Here is an 18,271-nt window from a genome sequence, read left to right as displayed (position 1 = left end):
CCGTCCGCTCCGCCCCGCTCAGCTCAGGCGCGGTCCGCACCGTCCCGCTCAGGCGCGGTCGTGCAGGGTGACGTGGTAGCCGTCCGGGTCGGCGAAGGTGAAGGTGCGCCCGAACGGGCCGTCGATGGGAGCCGCGACGACGGGGTGCCCGTCGGCGACGAGCGCGTCGTGGATCTCCTGCACGCCGGTCGCGTGCAGCCAGATCGCGGCGCCCACCCCGGGGCGGGAGGCGGAGTCGAGGTCGGTGCCGGGCGCGAGGTCGCGCAGGGCGAAGGCGATCGGAGTCGTCGTAAAGACGACGGCGTGCGGCGGGCCGGCGGGCGAGCGGACCAGGCCGAGGTACTGCTCGTAGAACGTCTGGGACGCCGCGAGGTCGCGGACCTGGAGCGAGACGAAGTCGGGGCCGGTGACGGGCATGGGGTTCCTCCTCGGTTGTGTCAGCTTTCTGACACACAGGAGCGTATGTCAGAATTCTGACATGAGTCAAGACGGCATCGACCTCGAGACCTCGCTCGGCTACCTGCTCAAGGAGGCATCGAGCGCGCTGCGCGCGGCGATGGAGGCCGTGCTGCGCCCGCTCGGGATGACGGTCACCCACTACTCCTGCCTCGAGCTCCTCGCCCAGCGGCCGGGCCTCTCGAACTCGGAGCTCGCGCGGGGCGCCTTCGTCACCCGGCAGTCGATGAACGTCCTGCTGCAGACCCTCGAGCGCGACGGCGTCGTCATCCGCCCCGACGCGGCTCCCGTCGGCAAGGCGCTCCCCGCCCGACTCACCGAGCGCGGACGCCGGAGCCTCGCCGAGGCCTCCGCCGCCGTCCGCGGGGTGGAGCTGCGGATGCTGGAGGGGCTCGCGGAGGAGGAGCGGCAGGCGGCGGCGCGCCTGCTCCGCGGAATGATCCGATCGCTGCGGGTGGACGACCGCACTTGAGGGGCGCTGTTCCGCCATCTGTAGGAACGGGCGCCGCGCGCTCGCCGGTACGGTCGCGCTCATGGCAGCAGGAGGAGCGGTGCGCCCGCTCGACGTCGGGATCGTCGGCGGCTCGATCGGCGGACTGTTCGCCGCGGCCCTGCTCGTCCGCGACGGGCACCGCGTGACGGTCCTCGAGCGGTCGGCGACAGGCCTGTCGCGGCGGGGAGCCGGGCTGGTGGCCCAGCAGGACCTGATCGACCTCCTGCACGCGATAGGCCGCGACGACGAGGCGCGGGTCGGCGTCGTCGCGCACGAGCGGATCACCCTCGACCGCTCCGGGCGCGTGATCGGCCGCGACCCCTCCCCGCAGACGCAGGTGTCGTGGGACCACCTCTACGACTCGCTTCGCTCGCGGATCCCCGCCGACCGCTACCTCCTCGGCCACGCCGTCCCCGGGGTGCGCCCCTCGACCGGGACGGACCCGGTCGTCGTCGAGCTGCGCGACGGGAGCGGCCTGGAGTTCGACGTCGTCATCGGAGCCGACGGCCTCGGATCCGTCATGCGCGCGGCGGTCGCGCCCGAGGCGCCGGGGAACCGCTACGCCGGCTACTCGACCTGGCGCGGGCTGATCCCGGAGTCGGCGCTCCCCGCCGAGGCCGCGGCGACTCTGCTCGGGCGCTTCGCCTTCTACACCGCGCCCGGCGAGCACATGCTCGGATACCTCGTCCCCGGACCCGCCGGCGAGGTGGAGCCCGGCCGCCGGCGCTACAACTGGGTCTGGTACCGGCCCCTCTCGGAGGACGCCCTCCGCGGAGTGATGACGGCGTCCGGCCGTCCACCGGAGAGCGTGTCCCTCGCGCCCGGCGACCTCGCTCCCGATCTCCGCCGCCGGCTCGAGGAGGACGCGCTCGACCGCCTGCCGCCGCCGTTCGCGGCCGCCGTCCTGGCCGAGCCGCAGCCCTTCCTGCAGGCGATCGTCGACTACGTCCCGCCGCGGACGGTCCGCGGCCGGGTCGCCCTCCTCGGTGACGCCGCCGTGACGGTGCGGCCCCACACGGCCATGGGCGCGGCCAAGGCGGCGGGCGACGCGCTGGCCCTCGCCGCCTCCCTCGCGCGGCACCCGGTCGACGAGGCGCTCCAGCGCTACGAGGCCGAGCGGCTCCCCGTCGGCCGCGCCATCGCCGAGTACGGCAGGCGCGTGGGCCGCTCGATCCCGCTGCTGTCCGAGTGACCGCAGCAGCATGCGCCCGGCCGAACCCGGATCGACGGCGCGAGCCGATCCTCGGTCGGAGCGGACATGGCTCGCGCTCGCCCTTCAGCGTGCAGGGTCCGATGCGCTGCCCGGCGGCGACTCGAAGGGAAGCTGGAACGGGGGTTCGCAGCATCGCATGGTCGCCACCACGTGGCGCCGGCGCGGACGATTGCAGTCGATAGCGACGAATTAGGTTTCGGCTAGAGGTGACTATCATCGGCTAGATGTTGCCTGAGCAGAACCCCTACAGCCCTGGATCCGGTCGGCGGCCGCCCGAGCTCGTTGGTCGGACTGGCGAGCTCGAAGCGTTCGACACGATCCGCGCTCGTGTCACGCATGGAATGAGCGATCGCGGCATCGTCCTCACGGGCCTCCGCGGCGTCGGCAAGACGGTGCTGTTGAACGAGATGCACCGCATGGCGGAGTCGTTCGAGTGGCTCACGGTGCGCCTCGAGGCGCGTCGGGATGAAGGCGGCGCGCGGGCCGTACGGCGTGCCCTGGCTCGAGAGCTCGTCGTGTCCGCTCGCAAGCTCACCCGCTCGAAGCTGACGGCGCTGATGCGAGAAGCACTCGGCACGATCTCCTCGTTCAATGCGAAGGTCGGTGCAACGGGGATCGAACTCGGAGTCGCACTCAACGACGGACGTGCCGACTCCGGCGACGCTGAAGTCGACCTCCTCGAGCTCGTCGAAGACGTTTCCACCGCTCTGGGGGAGCGTCGTCGTGCCTTCGGTGTGTTCGTCGATGAGATGCAGGACCTCGATGCGGAGACGATGGGTGCGCTCATCGCCGCTCAGCATGCGGCGAACCAGCGGGAGTGGCCGTTCTACATCATCGCCGCCGGCCTCCCGAATCTCCCCCGTGTCCTCACCGAGACGCGTTCGTACGCCGAGCGCCTCTTCAACTACCGACAGATAGGCACCTTCTCTCGCGACGATGCGGCGCACGCTCTCCGAGAGCCCGCGGAGCGGCTCGGCGCTGAGTTCGCTCCCGATGCGCTCGAGATTCTCCTCGAAGCCGCAGGCGGCTACCCGTACTTCATTCAGGAGTACGGGCAGGCCGCATGGAACCTCTCCAGTCGTCTTGTCACTCTGGCCGACGCCACGGCAGCAGTGCAGTACGGGACCGAACAGCTCGATGCCGGATTCTTCCGCTCACGATGGCAGCGAGCCACGCGCTCAGAGCGACGAATGCTCCGCGCCATGGCAGCCGACGGTGAGGGACCCTCCTCCACCGCTCTCGTCACGCAGCGAATGGGTATCCCGACAACCAGCCTCGGGCCCTACCGTGCCGCGCTCATCAGCAAAGGACTGGTCTACTCACCCGAGCACGGCCAGATCGCCTTCACGGTCCCCGGCATGGCTGGATACGTCGACCGCCACCACGAGGACCTCGACGACGGGAGCCCGAGCGTCTGAAGTCGACCAGACGTCTCCTCTCTCAAGGGCTCGGAGTCCGGTCGCGTACGGGACGTCGCAGAACAGTAGGCCTGGGGAGGCATCAAGACGGAGAACCAGGGACGGCCCTGATCTTCCGGCTGGTCTCCTCAGGTGAGCCGAGGTCCGTGCCCGTCACGAGTTCATCCCCCGCCCCCGCCTGGCCGCTCCCCGCCGTCCGCCGCGCGTCCCTTGCTCCTCGACCGCGGAGACGGCACCCTCGGGTGACGGCCCACGGCGAAGGAGACGCATGGACGACGACGGACTCCTGGCTGCGCTGCTGCGGGGACGGCCGGCGACGCTGGCCGACGCGGCGGAGCTGACCCACATCGACGAGGCCGAGGTCGCCGCGGCGATCGAGCGGCTCCGCGGCCGGGGGCTCATGGGCGGCGAGGGCGATCAGCTCGACTTCCCGGCGCCGATGGAGTGGGCGGCCGCGGCCATCGCCCGGCACACGGAGTCGGCGCGGCGGGCGGGCAGGGAGTCCCTGGACGGGATCGAGCGCGTCGTCGCGGGCCTGCCGATGCTGCTCGGCGCCTGGCGGGTCGGCGAGGACACGACGGATCCGGTGCCGACCCTCCTCCGTCACGGGCCGCACGCGTCCGAGGACCTCTGGTTCGACCTCGTCCGCCGCGACTCCGGCTCGCTCGTGGCGGTGCTCCCGAACGTGGAGCGTTTCCTCGACCCGCCGACGGAGCGGGCGATCCGCTTCGGGCACGCGCTCGCGGCGAAGGACCGGGTGCGCGTCATCATGCCGGCCGCCGGCGCGCGCGACCCCCGGGTGCTCGCCCGGGTGGAGGCGTACCAGGCGGCGGGCGTCGAGTACCGGCTCCTCGAGAGCCCGCCGAGCTGGTTCTGGGTCGACGGCGACCACCTCGCCGTCCCGTTCGAGCGGGGCGAGACGAAGCCGACCAGCGTGCTCGGCGTGCGCCATGCGGCGCTGGCCGGGCTGGTCGAGTCGTACTTCGAGGTCCTGTGGCGGCAGGCCGCTCCGATCGGCGCCGTCGACCAGAGCTGGCTGCCGCTGCTCCGGCTGATGCGCCAGGGCGTCACGCTCGAGACCGCGTCGCACCGGCTCGGCATGAATCCGCGGACCGGCCGCCGCCGCGTGGCCGCCGCGATGGAGCACTACGGAGTGGCGACGCTCTTCGCGCTCGGCACGGCGTGGGCGGCGGACTCGCGCACCCGCGACGGCGACGCCGGAGCCGGAGAGCCGGTGCTCGACGATCCGGAGGCGCTCGAGCCGGGAGTGCTGGACGACGGTGAGATCGACCTCGCCGAGACGGTGCCGCGCGATTGAGCTCCCGCGGGACCGAGCCGTGCGGCCGACCCCTCGACGCCTTCGGGTGGCAGTGAGGAGTCGGCCGATGCGCCCGCCCGGGCACCTCTCCAGTGTCCGGACGTGACCACGGCGGGGACAAGAGCCTCTAGCGGACACGTCCGCAAGAGGACACCGCACCCGGGAGCGGATCGCCGGCGCTCCCGCTCGGAGGCGGGCGCGTGCCAGGCTTGCCGCATGGATCTCGAGGTGCGGCCGGGGCTCGTCGTCCCCGCATCGGAGCTGCAGTGGCGGTTCTCGCGCTCCTCCGGGCCCGGCGGGCAGCATGTGAACACCTCCGACAGCCGCGTGCAGCTCACCTGGAACGTCGAGGAGTCGACGGCCCTCTCTGACGAGCAGCGCTCGCGTCTGCTCGAGCGCCTCGGGCGGCGGCTCGTCTCCGGAGCGGTCACCGTCACGGTGGCGCAGGAGCGCTCGCAGCTGCGCAACCGCGAGACGGCCCTCGAGATGCTCCGCGGGATCATCACCGCGGCCCTCGCGCCGCCCTCCGCCCCGCGGCGCCCGACCCGGCCCACGCGCGGCTCCACCCGCCGGCGGCTCGCCGCGAAGCAGCAGCGCTCCGAGACGAAGCAGCAGCGCCGGCGGCCGCCCGGCGACTGAGCGGAGCCGCGGGGCCCGCCTGGCGGTTGCGCGGAGTCGCAGGGCCCGCCAACAGGCTGCGCGGAGCCACGGGCCCCGGTCGCGCCGGACCCGGCTCAGGGAGTGAAGAACGCCTCGATCGCCGCGGTCAGGGCGACCAGGTCGTCCACGTGGGCGAGCTCGCGCGCCGAGTGCATCGAGAGCAGCGGCACTCCCACGTCGACCGTGGAGATGCCGAGCCGGGTCGCGGTCAGCGGGCCGATCGTGGATCCGCACGGCACCGAGTTGTTCGAGACGAACTCCTGGTACCCGACCCCGGCGCGCTCGCAGACGCCTGCCCACAGCGCCGCGCCGCGCGCATCCGTCGCGTAGCGCTGCGTCGCGTTGATCTTGAGCAGCGGCCCCTTCCCGGCGACCGGCTGGTTCGCCGGGTCGTGCTTCTCGGAGTAGTTGGGGTGCACCGAGTGGCCCGCATCGGCCGAGAGGCACCAGGAGGCGGCGATCGCCCGGGCGCGCTCGTCGACGCCGGCGCCGAGGGCCGTGCCGATGCGCGAGAGGACGTCCTCGAGGAACGGCCCGCTCGCTCCGGACCGGCTCGCCGAGCCGAGCTCCTCGTGGTCGAAGGCGGCGAGCACGCTGATGTGCGCGGGCGGCGCCGCGGGATCGGCGCTCGCCGCGAGGAGTGCGACGAGGCCGGCGTGCACGGAGCTGAGATCGTCCATCCGCCCGGCGGCGAGGAACATCTCGTCGAGGCCGAAGCGGCGCGGCGCCTGCGTGTCGGCGGTGAGCAGGTCGTAGCCGGCGATGTCGGAGGCGTCGTCGAGCCCGGCGTGCGCGGCGAGCAGCTGGAGCAGGTCGACCTCGGAGGCGTCGCCGACGCCGAACACGGGGACGGTGTGCTTCTGGCGGTCGAGGGTGAGGCCCTCGTTCGCCGTGCGGTCGAGGTGGATCGCGAGCTGCGGGATGCGCAGCAGCGGACCGGTCCGGAGCAGGCGCGTCGAGCCGTCGCGGGTGACCACGCGCCCGGCCAGCTCGAGCTCGCGGTCGAGCCAGGAGTTGAGCAGCGGGCCGCCGTAGATCTCGACGCCGGCCTGCAGCCAGCCCTTCGAGCCGATCGTCGGCCGGGGCTTGAGCATGAAGCCGGGGGAGTCGGTGTGGGCGCCCAGGATGCGGAAGGGCGTGGTCGCCCCGGAGCCCTCGGGCAGGTGCCAGGCGATGATCGCGCCGTCGCGGACGACGTAGTACCGGCCGGGCTCCGCGGGCCACGCCTGCGTCTCGTCCAGCCCCGTGAATCCGGCTCCCTCGAGGCGCCGTGCCGCCTCGGCGGCCGCGTGGTACGAGGAGGGGGAGGCGGTCAGGAACTCGGCGAAGTCGGCGATGTGGTCGTCACGCGTGGTCATTTCTCCAGTGAAGCACGCGGCGCGGCCGGGACGGGGAGGGTGCCGGGGGAGCCCCTGCGGCGGCCGTCACGGCCGGGCAGGGGCACCCCGGGGCGGAGGGTCAGCGCCGGGTCAGGTCGACGTCGGCCTCGGCGGCGATCGCCTTGATCAGCGCCGAGGCGTTCTCCCCGCCGAAGCCGGCGGCCATCGCCTCGTCGATGTAGTGGCGGGCCGTCGCGACGCCGGGGACGGGCGCACCGACGCTGTCCGCGTAGGCCTGGATCAGCCCCGCGTCCTTCTGCATCAGCGCGAGAGCGAAGGACGGCGAGTAGTCGCCGGCGACAGCCTGCTCGACCCGCTGCGGGCGTCGCACTTCCCCGTTCGAGTCCGCGACGGCCGAGGACGCGGTCATCACGGACGCGGAGTTCGAGTCAGTTGCCGCGGATCTGATGAACATCCGCAGCACGATCGGGTACGTCTCGAGCAACCTCAACCAGCTCGCCCCTCGGTGGCGCCAGCGGGCGAGGGCTGATGCGCAGAAGTTGTGCGCGGGAAGAGGTGCTGAACCGCTCGTCGCCGCGTGAGGAGGGGGCGACGAGCGGTTCAGCGCTGGTCTTTCGGGTGTCGTTAGCGCACGACTCCGTCGATCTCGAAGCTGTCGAAGCTGCCGGCGAGGTACGGGTCGGGGAACTGCGACTTGCCGAGGAAGTTGCCGCTGGTGCGGCCTAGGTCCTTCGGAGCGAGCGGCATGGCGGTGTTCTGCCCGACCTGCACTCCGTTGGCGAAGATCGTTCCCGTCGTCGTGCCGTTCGTATTCGCCTTGAAGGTCACCTTGATGTCGGTCCACTGCCCAGCGGGCATCGTGAAGTTCGTCGAGATCCGTGTCTCCGCTCCATTACCGGAGGTCGTGAGGGCGAGCCCTAGCTTCCCGTCAGTCGACTTCGGCGTGAGGAACACGTACTTCTGGGTGCTGCTGCCGAAGTCGAACAGCCGGCTGAAGGTGGAGATCGAATCGACCTTCACCCTCATCGAGATGGTCAGGTCCTTCGAGCGTGACAGGATGTCCGACGGCAGCTGGGCGAAGGCCCCGTCGCTTCCGTTCAGCCGCAGCACGCTCGCCGTGCCGTCGGTGGCGGTTGCCGCCGTCCCCTTGAGCGCGAGCGCGTTGCCGTTGCCGGAGGCGTCGGGGACGGTGCCGTTCGACGATGAGTCGAAGGTGTAGGTCACCCAGTCGGCCGGGAGCGGCTGCAGGGCTTGAACGGTCACGGACACCGTGTCGGTGGTCGCAAGGACGCCGTCGCTTGCCCGGAGTGCGAACACGTAGCTGCCGGCGGTACTCACCGACGCAGACGTGCGGCGAGCAGTCGGCGACGCGAAGGTCGCGGTGGCACCGGCAGGAGCAGACTGCACGCTCCACTGCGTCGTCAGGGTTCCGTTCGGCGAGCCGAGTCCGTCGTCGGAGGCGGATCCGCTGAGCTGGATCGGATCGAGTCCGAGGGACAGCCCGGCCTGGTCGGGTCCGGCGTTGACGGTCGGCGCCGCATTCGCGCCCGGGGCGGTCGAGACCAGGTGGACGATGTACGTGCTGCCGGCGGGCGCATCGAACGGGACGCGGACCGGCGCGGGAAGCGTTCCCGCGAGAGAGGCGGGCCGGTAGACGTTGACGGTGCGCTGGCGCACGCCGTTCACGATGACCGCGTAGCTGCCCTGCGCGAGGCCGCTGACCTCCGCGATGCCGGAGTGTGCGGTGCCGGTGCGGTTGAGCATGTCCAGGCGCAGGTCGGCGCTGTTCGAGCCGACGATCGCCTGCGAGTAGGCGTCGTTCTCGAGGTCGACCGACAGCTGCTGGGTCACCAGGTTGAGGCGGCGCTGCAGGCCGTCCTTCGGGATGACGGTGGTGGAGTAGGCGTCCCGCGAGACGTCCGCTCCGTATCCGACGACTCCGAAGATCGGGTCATCGGTGACGACGTCGGCGCTGAGGGTCTGCAGGGTGCCCCACAGTCCGAGATCGCTCTCGCCGGTCATGCCCCGCCAGCCGTTGTTCAGCTTGACGTTCGCGCCTCCGCCGACCCCGAGGGTGCCGAGGTTGCCGCGCTCGGCCTGGTACGACCACGATGCGGCTCCGATGTTGGCCGGCGCGTTGCTGATCTGGCCGGAGTTGATGGTCGCGAGTCCTGCGACCTTGCCGGCGTAGTTCAGGCGCTGCAGCTCGGCGCGGCGCGCGGCGGTGATGGCCGTGGTTCCGGTCTCGAGTGCTGCGGTGTGGTTGATGTAGTCGTCCATCGTGTAGCCGGCGAGGGAGGCGCTGTACTGGAACTGCCACCAGTTCTCGCCCGTGATGGTGGTGGGGTCGGAGTACCAGTACCAGACGGGCATGCGTCCGCGGGCGGCCTCCGTCTTGGCGACGATGTCGCGCATGACGCGCAGGGCGTTCGTCTTGTCGTCGTTCACATTGAGCTTGGCGAGGGTGTAGACCGCCTCCTCCCCCGTGTTGTCGTAGCTGTACTCGGAGCCGTAGGGGTAGGCGTTGGAGGAGAAGTTGGCGTACTTGATCGCCATCTTCGCTTCGATGTCGTTGGCCTGCGTGTCCAGTCCCTCGGCGCGCAATGCGGCGATGAGATCGGGTGTCGAGAGCTCACCCATGAGTCCGGTCTCCCAGTTGTAGGCGACGGGTCCCTCGTAGAGCTCCTTGAAGATCCCGTAGGCCGTCGTCAGGTACCACTGAGCGGGGTGGGCGTAGGCGATCGCGGAGGGGTTCTGCTTGGCGATGTTGTACATGCCGAAGAACGTGTTGTAGACGTGCGGGTAGGCGTAGCCGCGGTAGCCGGGCGTGGTGTTCAGGCTGCCGGGCTTCCCCTGCTCCCAGAAGTCGTAGACGGTGTACTTCGGCGCGGCGCTGGGCGACGTGTTCCCCATCAGGTTCTCCCAGACGGCCTTCTGGAGGTAGTCGTCGAGGGCCTTGATCTGGGTGGCGTCGGGCAGGGCAACGAGCTTCTCCGCGAGGAACTGGCCGTGCGGGAGTCCCCAGTCGTCGCCGAGCCCGTAGTAGCCGGCGTACTCGTTGCGGCGGCCCTGAGGGGCGTTCGTCGTGGTGGCGAGGCTGCCGTCGGGGGCGTTCATCATCCAGTCGTCGAAGGTGTAGTTGCGGATGTCGCTCGCGGAGAGTCCGTCGGACGGCTTCCACTGGGTCTTCTCGACCATGAACTTCGCATGCGTGTCGAGGAGTCCCGCGACACTGTCGATCACGGAGAACTGGAGGACGGACTGCCGCGCGGCGCCGGTCTGGTCCGTGTACGAGACGGTGACGTCGTTGGCGCCCAGCTGCGTGCGGTCGAAGGTCATCCCGTAGATCCGGTAGTCGCCGTTGCTCCGGGAGAACGTCACGACGGGGTTCGTGGGCGCTGACCCCTTGAGGTCGTTGCGGTTGCGCGCGGTGACTGACGTGATGGTGCCCTTGATCCGGAACGCCATCTCTGCGCGCCGGTCGATGGGCACGATGAGTCCGGGGACGACCGTGGTGTCGAGCAGCCCTCGATCGAACATCGTCTGCTTGAGTGCTGCGTCGTCATCGACCTTGCCGATGCGATAGGTGTAGCTCTTCGTCGCGCCCGGCGCGATGGCGACACTGGTGGAGCTGAGGTAGCCGCGGTTGGTCTTCTGGATCGCGGTGGAGTGCGGGTAGTAGATGTTGAGGCCCTTGATGTTCGAGCTCTCGTTCGCCGAGTTCCAGGCCCAGGAGGTGTTGCCGACTTCCTCGGTGCGCCAGCGGTCCTGGTACTCGAAGCCGGAGCCGGATGCGGTGTCGGCGGTCATGGCGATGAACGGGCCCTGGCCGCTGGGACGCTCGAGAGTGACGTAGGAGCCGTTCTTACCCACGTAGGAGTGTGTGAGGACCCGGGTCTCGTAGATCGAGTCGCCCTGCCTCCATAGCTCGTTGCCGGGAACGGGGACACCCCAGTCGCCGATGACGAGCTGCGTGGCCGCGGTGTTCTTGACGTCCTGCTTCCAGACCAGGGAGCCGTCGGAGGCGAGAGAGTACGTCTCGGTGACGGTGAAGCCCTTCACGCCTTCCGCGTTGGTGGAGTTCTGGTGGGTGACCGTCACACTGCTCGACGTCGCCGAGACGGTGCGGCCGTCGGCCGACTGGGAGGTCCACGCGGTCTTCCAGGGGTTCGCGCCGACACCGGTGGTCGACACTGCTCCCGTGCCGTTCGCGTAGGAGAACATCAGGCTCCCGAACCACTGGCGGTACTTGCTGTTCGTCTCGCGGGCCTGCTCCGGAGCGCTGTCCGGGTTCATCAGGTATTCGGTGTCGTGTAGGTCGCCGACGATCTTGAGCGACTGCATCGACCCGTCCGCGGCGAAGCTCGCGCGGATCTTGTCGGAGGCGAGCGTGTAGGGGTAGCTGGTGGCGGCGTCGGCGGTCTGGCCGACCACCACCGATCCTGCTGCGGCGATGACGCCGATCGTGAGTGCCGCGAGCAGCCGAGAGGCTCTGCGTGAGAGGAGGGACATGTCCTGCCTTCTTCGTCGAAGTGCGGATGCGGTGACCGGCGGCCGCCGCAGAGGAGCGAGGATCCGCCCGGCGGTGGGAGCTCGCCCGGGAATCAGGAGTGGTTCACGGGAAGCCAGATGCGCATCGACACGGGACCTCGGGATCCCCACGACCGGTACGGGGTGAGCGCCACGGTCAACGGCCGTCGGTGCGGGGTTCGAGGGATTCTGGAGAAGGGCCATTCGTGCTCGTCGCGTTCGGCGACGCTGCCGGCGAGCGTCACACGCCCCTCTCGTGCGATCGGGACCGCTCCGGCGTCCAGGGCGATGTCGTCGACATGGGCGCCGGCGGGGAGGTCGACGGACTCGAGGCAGAGGATGTCCGGTCCGTGCTGGACGGCGACGGTGCCGCGGGTGGCATCGATCCTCTCGTCGGGCTGCACGAGGACGGGTTCGAAGGGGAGGTCGAGTTCGATCCGGTCGCCGACGCGGAAACGCCGTTCGAGGTGGAGCGTGCCGTGGAACGGTCCGGTCGGCGTCTCGGCAGCATCCCCGTCGGCGGAGACGACGACGACGTCCGCGTTCGTCGCCCAGGTCGGGATCCGCAGCGTCAGAGTCCACGGCTCGACGGGTGTGCGCGTGATGGTCACGGCGACTCGCCCCCGCTCCGGCAGGTCGCTGGAGACCTCCATCGAGACGTCTCCCTGGAGGAGAGCGGCGGAGATCGTGGCGGACGCGTACTGGTGCAGCTGCACACCCTTCGCATCGGTGGTGGCGAGGTAGCCGGACAGCGAGGCGAAGGTGCGGGCGAGGTTGTTGGGGCAGCAGGCGACGTCGAACCACGCCGCCCGCTGACTGGAGTCCGCGCGCTTGGACTGCTCCTCCGGGGAGGACGCGACGCCCGGCTCGCGCCGGTGGAGGGTGTTCGCGTAGAAGAAGGAGCGGCCGTCCTCGGACACGGCGGTGGCGATGATGTTGTGCAGAGTGCGTTCGATCAGGTCCGCGTAGCGCGGGCGGCCGGTGGCGAGCAGCAACCTCCACGAGAGCATGATCGAGCCCACGCCGGCGCAGGTCTCGCAGTACGCGCGGTCGTTGGGTAGCTCGAAGTCGGCGCCGAACGCTTCGTCCTGGTGATGCGAGCCCATTCCACCGGTGATGTAGGTCCGGCGTGCGACTGTGGCCTCCCACTGCCGCTCGACGATCGCGAGCAGCTCGGCGTCATCAGTGTCCACGGCGACGTCGACCACCGCGGACGTGAGGTAGAGGGCGCGCACCGCGTGTCCGCGGAGGACCTTGGCCTCGCGGATCGGGACGTCGTCCTGGAAGTAGGCGCGACCGAACTCGACGTCTTCCAGGCTCTGGTGACCGCGGCGGTCCAAGAACACGCGGGCTTGCTCGAGGTAGCGCTCCTCCCCCGTGGCGCGGGCGAACTCCGTGAGCGCGACCTCGATCTCCGGATGTCCGCAGACCGTCTGGCGGCCGTCCGCCCCGAACTCCGAGCAGATGTGGTCGGCGAGACGGCGCGCGGCCTGCGTGAACCCGTCCTCACCGTGGGTGCGCAGTCGCGCGACCGCGGCCTGGAGGAGGTGTCCGGCGTTGTACAGCTCATGGCCCCACTCGAGGTCGCTGTAACGCTCAGCCTGACCGTGCCGGCCGAAGCGGGTGCCGAGATAGCCGTCGCTCTCCTGCGCACTGACGATGCGGGCGGTGAGAGCGCGGATGATCGATTCGGTCTCCGGGTCCTCACGTCCGGCGGTGTGCCAGCAGAGCCCTTCGAGGGTCTTGTAGACCTCGGAGTCGGCGAACTCGCGTCCGCGACGGCCTTCAGCGAGTCCGCCCCCGACGGCGAGCTCGAAATTGCGCAGCCATCCGGCGCGCTCCAGCCAGCCGAGGTTGTGCTCGAAGGTGGCGGTCGCGTTGACGGCGACCCGACGTCCCCAGAACCCCTCCGGGTCCAGCTGGACCCGGTCGATGGCGAGGGGTGTCAGGGTCCCGGCGGCCGGGTCAACGGGCAGGGCTGGGGAGAAGGTCATGACGGGATCTTTCACGAGTGGCGCGGGACGAGAGGAAGGACGACTGCTACTTGACGCTGCCGACGGCGAGGCCCTCACGCAGCAGCCGGAACGACAGCACGTAGACGGCCAGCAGCGGCAGCGAGGAGATGACCGCGAGAGCCATCAGCCCGGGCCAGTCGATCCCGTACCCCGACGTCTGCTGCGCGATGAGAGCGCTGATCGGGTAGTTGACCGGAGAGAGGAAGAGGTTGATCGCGAAGAGGAACTCGCCCCAGGCGACGAGGAAGATCAGCGAGCCGACCGTCGCCATGCCGTTTCGAACGATCGGGACGACGACGGCGAAGAAGGTGCGCAGCCGACCGGCCCCGTCGATGGAGGCGGCCTCTTCGATGGCGTCGGGCACCGCGGCGAAGAACGGTCGCAGCAGCAGCACGGCCCACGGCAGCAACATCGCCGTATCGGCGAGGACGAGACCGGCGGTGGTGTCCAGAAGACCGAGCCTGCTGAAGATCGCGAACAGAGGGATGATGCTCGCCGTCTGCGGCACCATCTGCAGGAAGATCAGCAGCCCGAGGACGAGACCGGCGACGACGCCGTCGACGCGGCGCAGCGCGTAGGCGAACGGGACGCCGAGCGCGAGCACCAGTGCAGTGGTCCCGAGGGCGATCTGCGCCGACTGGGCGAGCGCCGTCGCGAGGGCGGGGTTCGCGAGCGCCTCCGCATAGGCGTCGAAGGAGGGCGCCGAGAGGATCGCTCCGCCGACCACGTCGCCCTGGCGCTTGAGGGAGGTGAGCACGATCCAGACAAGGGGCAGCCCGTACAGGACGTAGAGCACCACGCGTACGGTGAAGGCGACCGGCTCCCGGGTGCGGGACGGTCGCGCGACGCGGGTCGCAGCGCCGCCTCGCAGGCGGGTCAGGGGGGCGGTGAGGGTGCTCATCAGGACTCGCTCCTGGTCGATCGGACGTAGACGACGGCGAGGACCGCCACGATGGCGAGGGCGATGATGCCCGTCGCGGAACCAAGTCCGTAGTCGTGCTGGACGAAGGCCTGGGAGTAGCTGAGGTAGGGCAGCGTGGACGTCGCGTCTCCGGGGCCGCCGGCGGTCATCACGTAGATGAAGTCGAAGCTGCGGAAGGCGTAGACGACGGTCAGGATCGCCAGGATGACGGCGGTCGGCCGCGCCGCGGGGATGAGGATGCTCCGGATCTCCTGCCAGCGGCTCGCGCCGTCGACCGAGGCCGCCTCGAGGATCTCGGGGTCGATGCCCAGCAGAGCCGACCGGAAGACCAGCGCATTGAAGGGGATGACGGCCCAGGCGTTCACAATCGCGACCGAGAGCAGCGCGAACCTCGCGTCGTAGAGGAAGGGGACGCCCTCCGCCGAGAGGCCGGTCGCCCGCACGAGCGTGTTGACCAGACCCTGATCGGCGAGGAGGAACTTCCAGATGCTGCCGTTCACCACGGGCGGCATGGCCCAGATGAACACCATCATCCCGAGGAGGAAGGCACTGCCCAGTCGGGAGGACCGGAGGGCGATCGCCGCTCCGAGTCCTCCGACGACCCCGACGACCGTGACCAGGACCACGAAGGCCCCGGTGCGCAGCGTGGCGCCGCCGAGGTCGGAGCCCTCGAGCAGCGCGAGGAAGTTCTGGACGCCGACGAACGGCCAGTCCCCGTTGAGGGTTCCGGAGCTGACCTCGCTGACGCTCATCCTCATCAGCAGGTAGATGGGGTAGAGCGACAGCGCCGCGAGCAGCACTCCTCCCGGTGCGGCGAAGCCCAGTCGGCCGCCGCCGACGCCGGATCGTCTCCGGGTCGTGGTCGAGGTGCTGCTCACGGTCGCTCCATTCTCTCGTCGGGGTCTGCTACTGCTGGAGCAGCGGCGTCAGGGTCGTCATCAGGTCGCTCGAGAGCTGCTCGGGGGTCCCGCTGCCGGCGACCGCCGCGCTCCAGGACTCACCGACGGTCTGCAGCACCTTCGCGACGTTCTCGGACGGGATCGCCGGGTCAGGCGAGGTGTGGCCGTCGTCCTGGAGGATCGCCGCGAACTGGGAAAGGATCGGGTCGCTGCCGACCTTGTCGTCGGCAGCTGCATCGGCACGGGCGGGGATCGAGCCGAAGGCGTCGAGCAGCGTCAGCTGCCCCTGCTTCGAGAAGAACTCCTGCTCGAGGTACTCCTGCGCGAGCGCCTTGTTCTCGGAGAAGGCGCCCACGTTCTGCACCTCACCGCCGAGGTAGACCGAGCCGCCCTCACCGACGGGGATCGGCACGACCCCGTACTCGAACGCGGCGTCCTTCTCGGCCGAGGTGATCTGCCAGTTGCCGTTGACGGCGAAGGCCGTGTTCCCCGCGGCGAACTGCTGGAAAGGGACCGTCTGGTCCCACGTCGCCGCCTCCTTGGTCAGGTAGCCCTTCGCGGTCCAGTCCTGCACCATCGCGAACGCGTCCTGCAGAGGCTGCTGCTCGGGTGCGGCGTAGTCCCACCCGGCACGCGAGAGCCACGGGAACGCCTGCCACTCGCCCTCGGAGTTCGCCTTGCCGGTCAGCGTGATGCCGTCCTTGCCGGCGGCCGTGGCCGAGGCGAGATCCGCCTCGAGCTCCTCGAACGTGGTGGGAGCCTCGACACCCAGCTCGGTGAGGATGTCCTGGTTGTACCAGAGGCCGATCAGGTTCACGAAGCCCTGCACGCCCATGACGTCGTCGCCGACCTTCTGCACGACGGCGTCGGGGAACTGCCCGGCGTCGGCGTACTGGTCCCACCACTCGTTCATCGGCTCGATGGCCTTCGCCTCGGTGAGGGTGAAGGTATCGGCGGCGTTGTAGACGACCACATCGGGGCCGGTGCCCGTTCCCGCGGCCTGCACGAGCTTGTTCGTCAGCTGGTCGAACGGAACGTAGACGTTCTCGACCGCGACCCCCTCGTGCGTCGATTCGAAGTCCGACGCGAGCTCCTCGAGTCCGGCGGTCTGGCCGTCGACGGAGTAGTAGTGCCAGACGGTCAAGGTGTCGCCGCCGTTCCCGGCCGAGGCGCCTCCCGCGGACGACGGCGTGCAGCCGCTGAGAAGAAGGGCCGCAGTCGCGGCTGTGACCGCTGCGACGATGCTGATCCGGGTGCTGTGACGCCTCACGACGTGCCTCGCTTTCACTGTCTTCATTGACTCGGCCACCTGGTGCAGGCATTTCATCGATGAAATCGAGGACCGCTGTCGGCGATAGTAGAGCCGCCGGGCCGACCCCGTCAACATTCGACACCATCCCTTTCGGATCGCGGTGTGCTGGTCGAGGCGTGCATACTGTGCGCACCAGTTCATCGATGAAACGGAATGGCCATGACCTCGCACCCCGTCCACCGAGCGCACGGCATCGTGCACCCCGCCTTCACGGTCGGGACGATCGATCCGCGGCTCTTCGGATCGTTCGTGGAGCACCTGGGCCGAGGCGTGTACGGCGGCCTGCTCGATCCTTCGCACGAGAGTGCCGACGCCGACGGATTCCGCACCGACGTCCTCGCGCTCGTCGAGGAGCTCGGGGTCACGACCGTCCGCTACCCGGGCGGCAACTTCGTCTCGGCGTACGACTGGCGCGACGGCATCGGTCCGGTCGAGGACCGTCCCGTCCGGCTCGATCCTGCCTGGCACACCGTCGAGCCGAACCGCTTCGGGGTCGACGAGTTCGTCCGCTGGTGCCGGGCGGCACGCGTCGAGCCGATGATGGCGCTGAACCTCGGGACCGACGGAATCCGCTCGGCCCTGCACCTGCTGGAGTACGCGAACCACCCCGGCGGCACCACTCTCTCGGACGAGCGGCGCGCGAACGGCGCCGACGAGGCGCACGGCATCCGTCTCTGGTGCATCGGCAACGAGATGGACGGGCCGTGGCAGATCGGCCACCTCAGCGCCGACGAGTACGGGCGTCTCGCCGCCCGCACCGCCGCCGCCATGCGCGCACTCGACCCCTGCCTCGAACTGATCGTCTGCGGCAGCTCGAACGACCGGATGGCCACCTTCGGAGCCTGGGAGCAGGAGGTACTGCTGCACACGATCGAGCACGTCGACTTCGTGTCCTGCCACCAGTACTTCCGCTACGACGGCGACCTGGCCGCGTTCCTCGCCTCCGGCGTCGCGATGGACCGCTTCATCACCGCCATCGCCGACACGATCGGACAGGTGCGCGCACAGACGCGATCAGAGCGTCCGATCGCCATCTCCTTCGACGAGTGGAACGTGTGGGACTTCGTCGCCCACGACGAGCGCGTCGCCGGAGGGCTCGAATGGGAGGAGGCGCCCCGACTCCTCGAGGACCGCTACACGGCAGCGGACGCCGTCGTCGTGGGCGACATGCTCATCAGCATGATCAACAGAGCCGACATCGTCCGTGCAGCGAGCATGGCTCAGCTGGTGAACGTCATCGGTCCGATCATGACCGAACCGGACGGCCCCGCCTGGCGGCAGAGCACCTTCTGGCCGTTCGCCCAGGCACGGCGTTCCGCCGGCGCGACCGCGCTCCGGACCGTCGTCGAGGCGGACAGCACGGGAGCGGACGATGACTCCGCTCCCGTCCTCGCCTTCGCCGCAGCGGCGCACGCCGACGGCTCGCTCGACCTGATGATCGTCAACCGCGCGACCGACGGCGTCACGGACACCACGGTCGACCTCACGTCGTTCCCCACCCTCACGGTGACAGAGGCGCTGATCCTCCGACACGAGGACCCGTTCGCGACGAACTCGGCGGAGCTCCCCGACACCGTCACTCCGCGACTCCTCGCCGTTGCGCTGTCCGACGGCGTCCTCTCGTTCCGGATCCCCGCCATCGCCTGGGTGACCGTGCGCCTCTCGCCGACCGTCGACCTGGGATGATCGGGGAAC

The 18,271-nt window shown here is 70.0% G+C and carries 14 protein-coding genes; 6 read left to right on the top strand and 8 right to left on the bottom strand.

Translation table 11 applies throughout. The annotated features are described in order from the left end of the window. Positions 1-48: 48 nt before the first annotated feature. Positions 49-417 carry a VOC family protein gene (locus C5B98_RS07350; RefSeq protein ID WP_104327556.1) on the bottom strand — a complete coding sequence of 123 codons (369 nt, stop codon included), beginning with the start codon at positions 415-417 and terminating at the stop codon, positions 49-51. A gap of 61 nt (positions 418-478) precedes the next feature. Between C5B98_RS07350 and C5B98_RS07345 the strand changes: the two genes are divergently transcribed. The 5 genes from C5B98_RS07345 (at position 479) to arfB (ending at position 5,537) form a co-directional block, all read left to right on the top strand. Continuing rightward, a complete protein-coding gene (locus tag C5B98_RS07345) occupies positions 479-928 on the top strand; it encodes a MarR family winged helix-turn-helix transcriptional regulator (protein ID WP_104327555.1) in 450 nt (149 codons plus the stop codon). A gap of 61 nt (positions 929-989) precedes the next feature. Continuing rightward, positions 990-2,141, top strand: a complete 1,152-nt coding sequence (locus tag C5B98_RS07340) for an FAD-dependent monooxygenase (protein WP_219814435.1) — start codon at positions 990-992, stop codon at positions 2,139-2,141. 245 nt (positions 2,142-2,386) lie between these two features. After that, a complete protein-coding gene (locus tag C5B98_RS07335; protein ID WP_104327553.1) occupies positions 2,387-3,580 on the top strand; it encodes an ATP-binding protein in 1,194 nt (397 codons plus the stop codon). 268 nt (positions 3,581-3,848) lie between these two features. Then, a complete protein-coding gene (locus C5B98_RS07330; RefSeq protein WP_104327552.1) occupies positions 3,849-4,898 on the top strand; it encodes a hypothetical protein in 1,050 nt (349 codons plus the stop codon). A 216-nt stretch (positions 4,899-5,114) separates the two neighbouring features. Continuing rightward, positions 5,115-5,537: an alternative ribosome rescue aminoacyl-tRNA hydrolase ArfB gene (gene arfB / locus C5B98_RS07325; protein WP_104327551.1), complete on the top strand. Its 423-nt coding sequence runs from the start codon at positions 5,115-5,117 to the stop codon at positions 5,535-5,537. 95 nt (positions 5,538-5,632) lie between these two features. On the opposite strand, the gene C5B98_RS07320 is transcribed toward arfB, so the two are convergent. The 7 genes from C5B98_RS07320 to C5B98_RS07290 all read right to left on the bottom strand — a co-directional run bounded on the left by C5B98_RS07320 (position 5,633) and on the right by C5B98_RS07290 (position 16,534). Then, on the bottom strand, positions 5,633-6,916 hold the full coding sequence (locus C5B98_RS07320; protein ID WP_104327550.1) for a M18 family aminopeptidase: 1,284 nt from the start codon (positions 6,914-6,916) through the stop codon (positions 5,633-5,635). Positions 6,917-7,016: 100 nt separating this feature from the next. After that, positions 7,017-7,352: an NAD-binding protein gene (locus C5B98_RS07315; RefSeq protein WP_146076901.1), complete on the bottom strand. Its 336-nt coding sequence runs from the start codon at positions 7,350-7,352 to the stop codon at positions 7,017-7,019. A 170-nt stretch (positions 7,353-7,522) separates the two neighbouring features. Further along, positions 7,523-11,410: a DUF5695 domain-containing protein gene (locus tag C5B98_RS07310; protein WP_104327548.1), complete on the bottom strand. Its 3,888-nt coding sequence runs from the start codon at positions 11,408-11,410 to the stop codon at positions 7,523-7,525. A 92-nt stretch (positions 11,411-11,502) separates the two neighbouring features. Then, positions 11,503-13,422 (bottom strand): glycoside hydrolase family 127 protein, encoded by a 1,920-nt coding sequence (locus C5B98_RS07305; RefSeq protein ID WP_104225865.1) that lies wholly within the window; start codon positions 13,420-13,422, stop codon positions 11,503-11,505. Between the two features lie 46 nt (positions 13,423-13,468). Next, a complete protein-coding gene (locus tag C5B98_RS07300; protein WP_104224039.1) occupies positions 13,469-14,344 on the bottom strand; it encodes a carbohydrate ABC transporter permease in 876 nt (291 codons plus the stop codon). Beyond that, a complete protein-coding gene (locus tag C5B98_RS07295) occupies positions 14,344-15,243 on the bottom strand; it encodes a carbohydrate ABC transporter permease (protein WP_104269559.1) in 900 nt (299 codons plus the stop codon). The genes C5B98_RS07300 and C5B98_RS07295 overlap by 1 nt, the downstream gene beginning before the upstream one ends. A gap of 28 nt (positions 15,244-15,271) precedes the next feature. Beyond that, positions 15,272-16,534, bottom strand: a complete 1,263-nt coding sequence (locus C5B98_RS07290) for an extracellular solute-binding protein (protein WP_181027149.1) — start codon at positions 16,532-16,534, stop codon at positions 15,272-15,274. Between the two features lie 201 nt (positions 16,535-16,735). Here C5B98_RS07290 and C5B98_RS07285 point away from each other — a divergent pair, with 201 nt between their 5' ends. Continuing rightward, positions 16,736-18,262: an alpha-N-arabinofuranosidase gene (locus C5B98_RS07285; protein WP_104327547.1), complete on the top strand. Its 1,527-nt coding sequence runs from the start codon at positions 16,736-16,738 to the stop codon at positions 18,260-18,262. The last annotated feature ends 9 nt before the right edge of the window (positions 18,263-18,271 follow it).

Source organism: Rathayibacter sp. AY1A5, assembly GCF_002930875.1.
Classification (GTDB): Bacteria; Actinomycetota; Actinomycetes; order Actinomycetales; family Microbacteriaceae; genus Rathayibacter.
The sequence above is the reverse complement of the archived record's forward strand: the minus strand, read 5'-3'. Positions and strand labels throughout refer to the sequence as shown.

Excerpts from the sequence above, each read along its gene's own strand:
- C5B98_RS07320 (WP_104327550.1), bottom strand. The coding sequence starts at position 6,916 with ATGACCACGCGTGACGACCACATCGCCGACTTCGCCGAGTTCCTGACC.
- C5B98_RS07285 (WP_104327547.1), top strand. The coding sequence starts at position 16,736 with ATGACCTCGCACCCCGTCCACCGAGCGCACGGCATCGTGCACCCCGCC.
- C5B98_RS07330 (WP_104327552.1), top strand. The coding sequence starts at position 3,849 with ATGGACGACGACGGACTCCTGGCTGCGCTGCTGCGGGGACGGCCGGCG.
- C5B98_RS07305 (WP_104225865.1), bottom strand. The coding sequence starts at position 13,422 with ATGACCTTCTCCCCAGCCCTGCCCGTTGACCCGGCCGCCGGGACCCTG.
- C5B98_RS07310 (WP_104327548.1), bottom strand. The coding sequence starts at position 11,410 with ATGTCCCTCCTCTCACGCAGAGCCTCTCGGCTGCTCGCGGCACTCACG.
- arfB (WP_104327551.1), top strand. The coding sequence starts at position 5,115 with ATGGATCTCGAGGTGCGGCCGGGGCTCGTCGTCCCCGCATCGGAGCTG.
- C5B98_RS07335 (WP_104327553.1), top strand. The coding sequence starts at position 2,387 with ATGTTGCCTGAGCAGAACCCCTACAGCCCTGGATCCGGTCGGCGGCCG.
- C5B98_RS07315 (WP_146076901.1), bottom strand. The coding sequence starts at position 7,352 with ATGTTCATCAGATCCGCGGCAACTGACTCGAACTCCGCGTCCGTGATG.
- C5B98_RS07340 (WP_219814435.1), top strand. The coding sequence starts at position 990 with ATGGCAGCAGGAGGAGCGGTGCGCCCGCTCGACGTCGGGATCGTCGGC.
- C5B98_RS07345 (WP_104327555.1), top strand. The coding sequence starts at position 479 with ATGAGTCAAGACGGCATCGACCTCGAGACCTCGCTCGGCTACCTGCTC.
- C5B98_RS07300 (WP_104224039.1), bottom strand. The coding sequence starts at position 14,344 with ATGAGCACCCTCACCGCCCCCCTGACCCGCCTGCGAGGCGGCGCTGCG.
- C5B98_RS07350 (WP_104327556.1), bottom strand. The coding sequence starts at position 417 with ATGCCCGTCACCGGCCCCGACTTCGTCTCGCTCCAGGTCCGCGACCTC.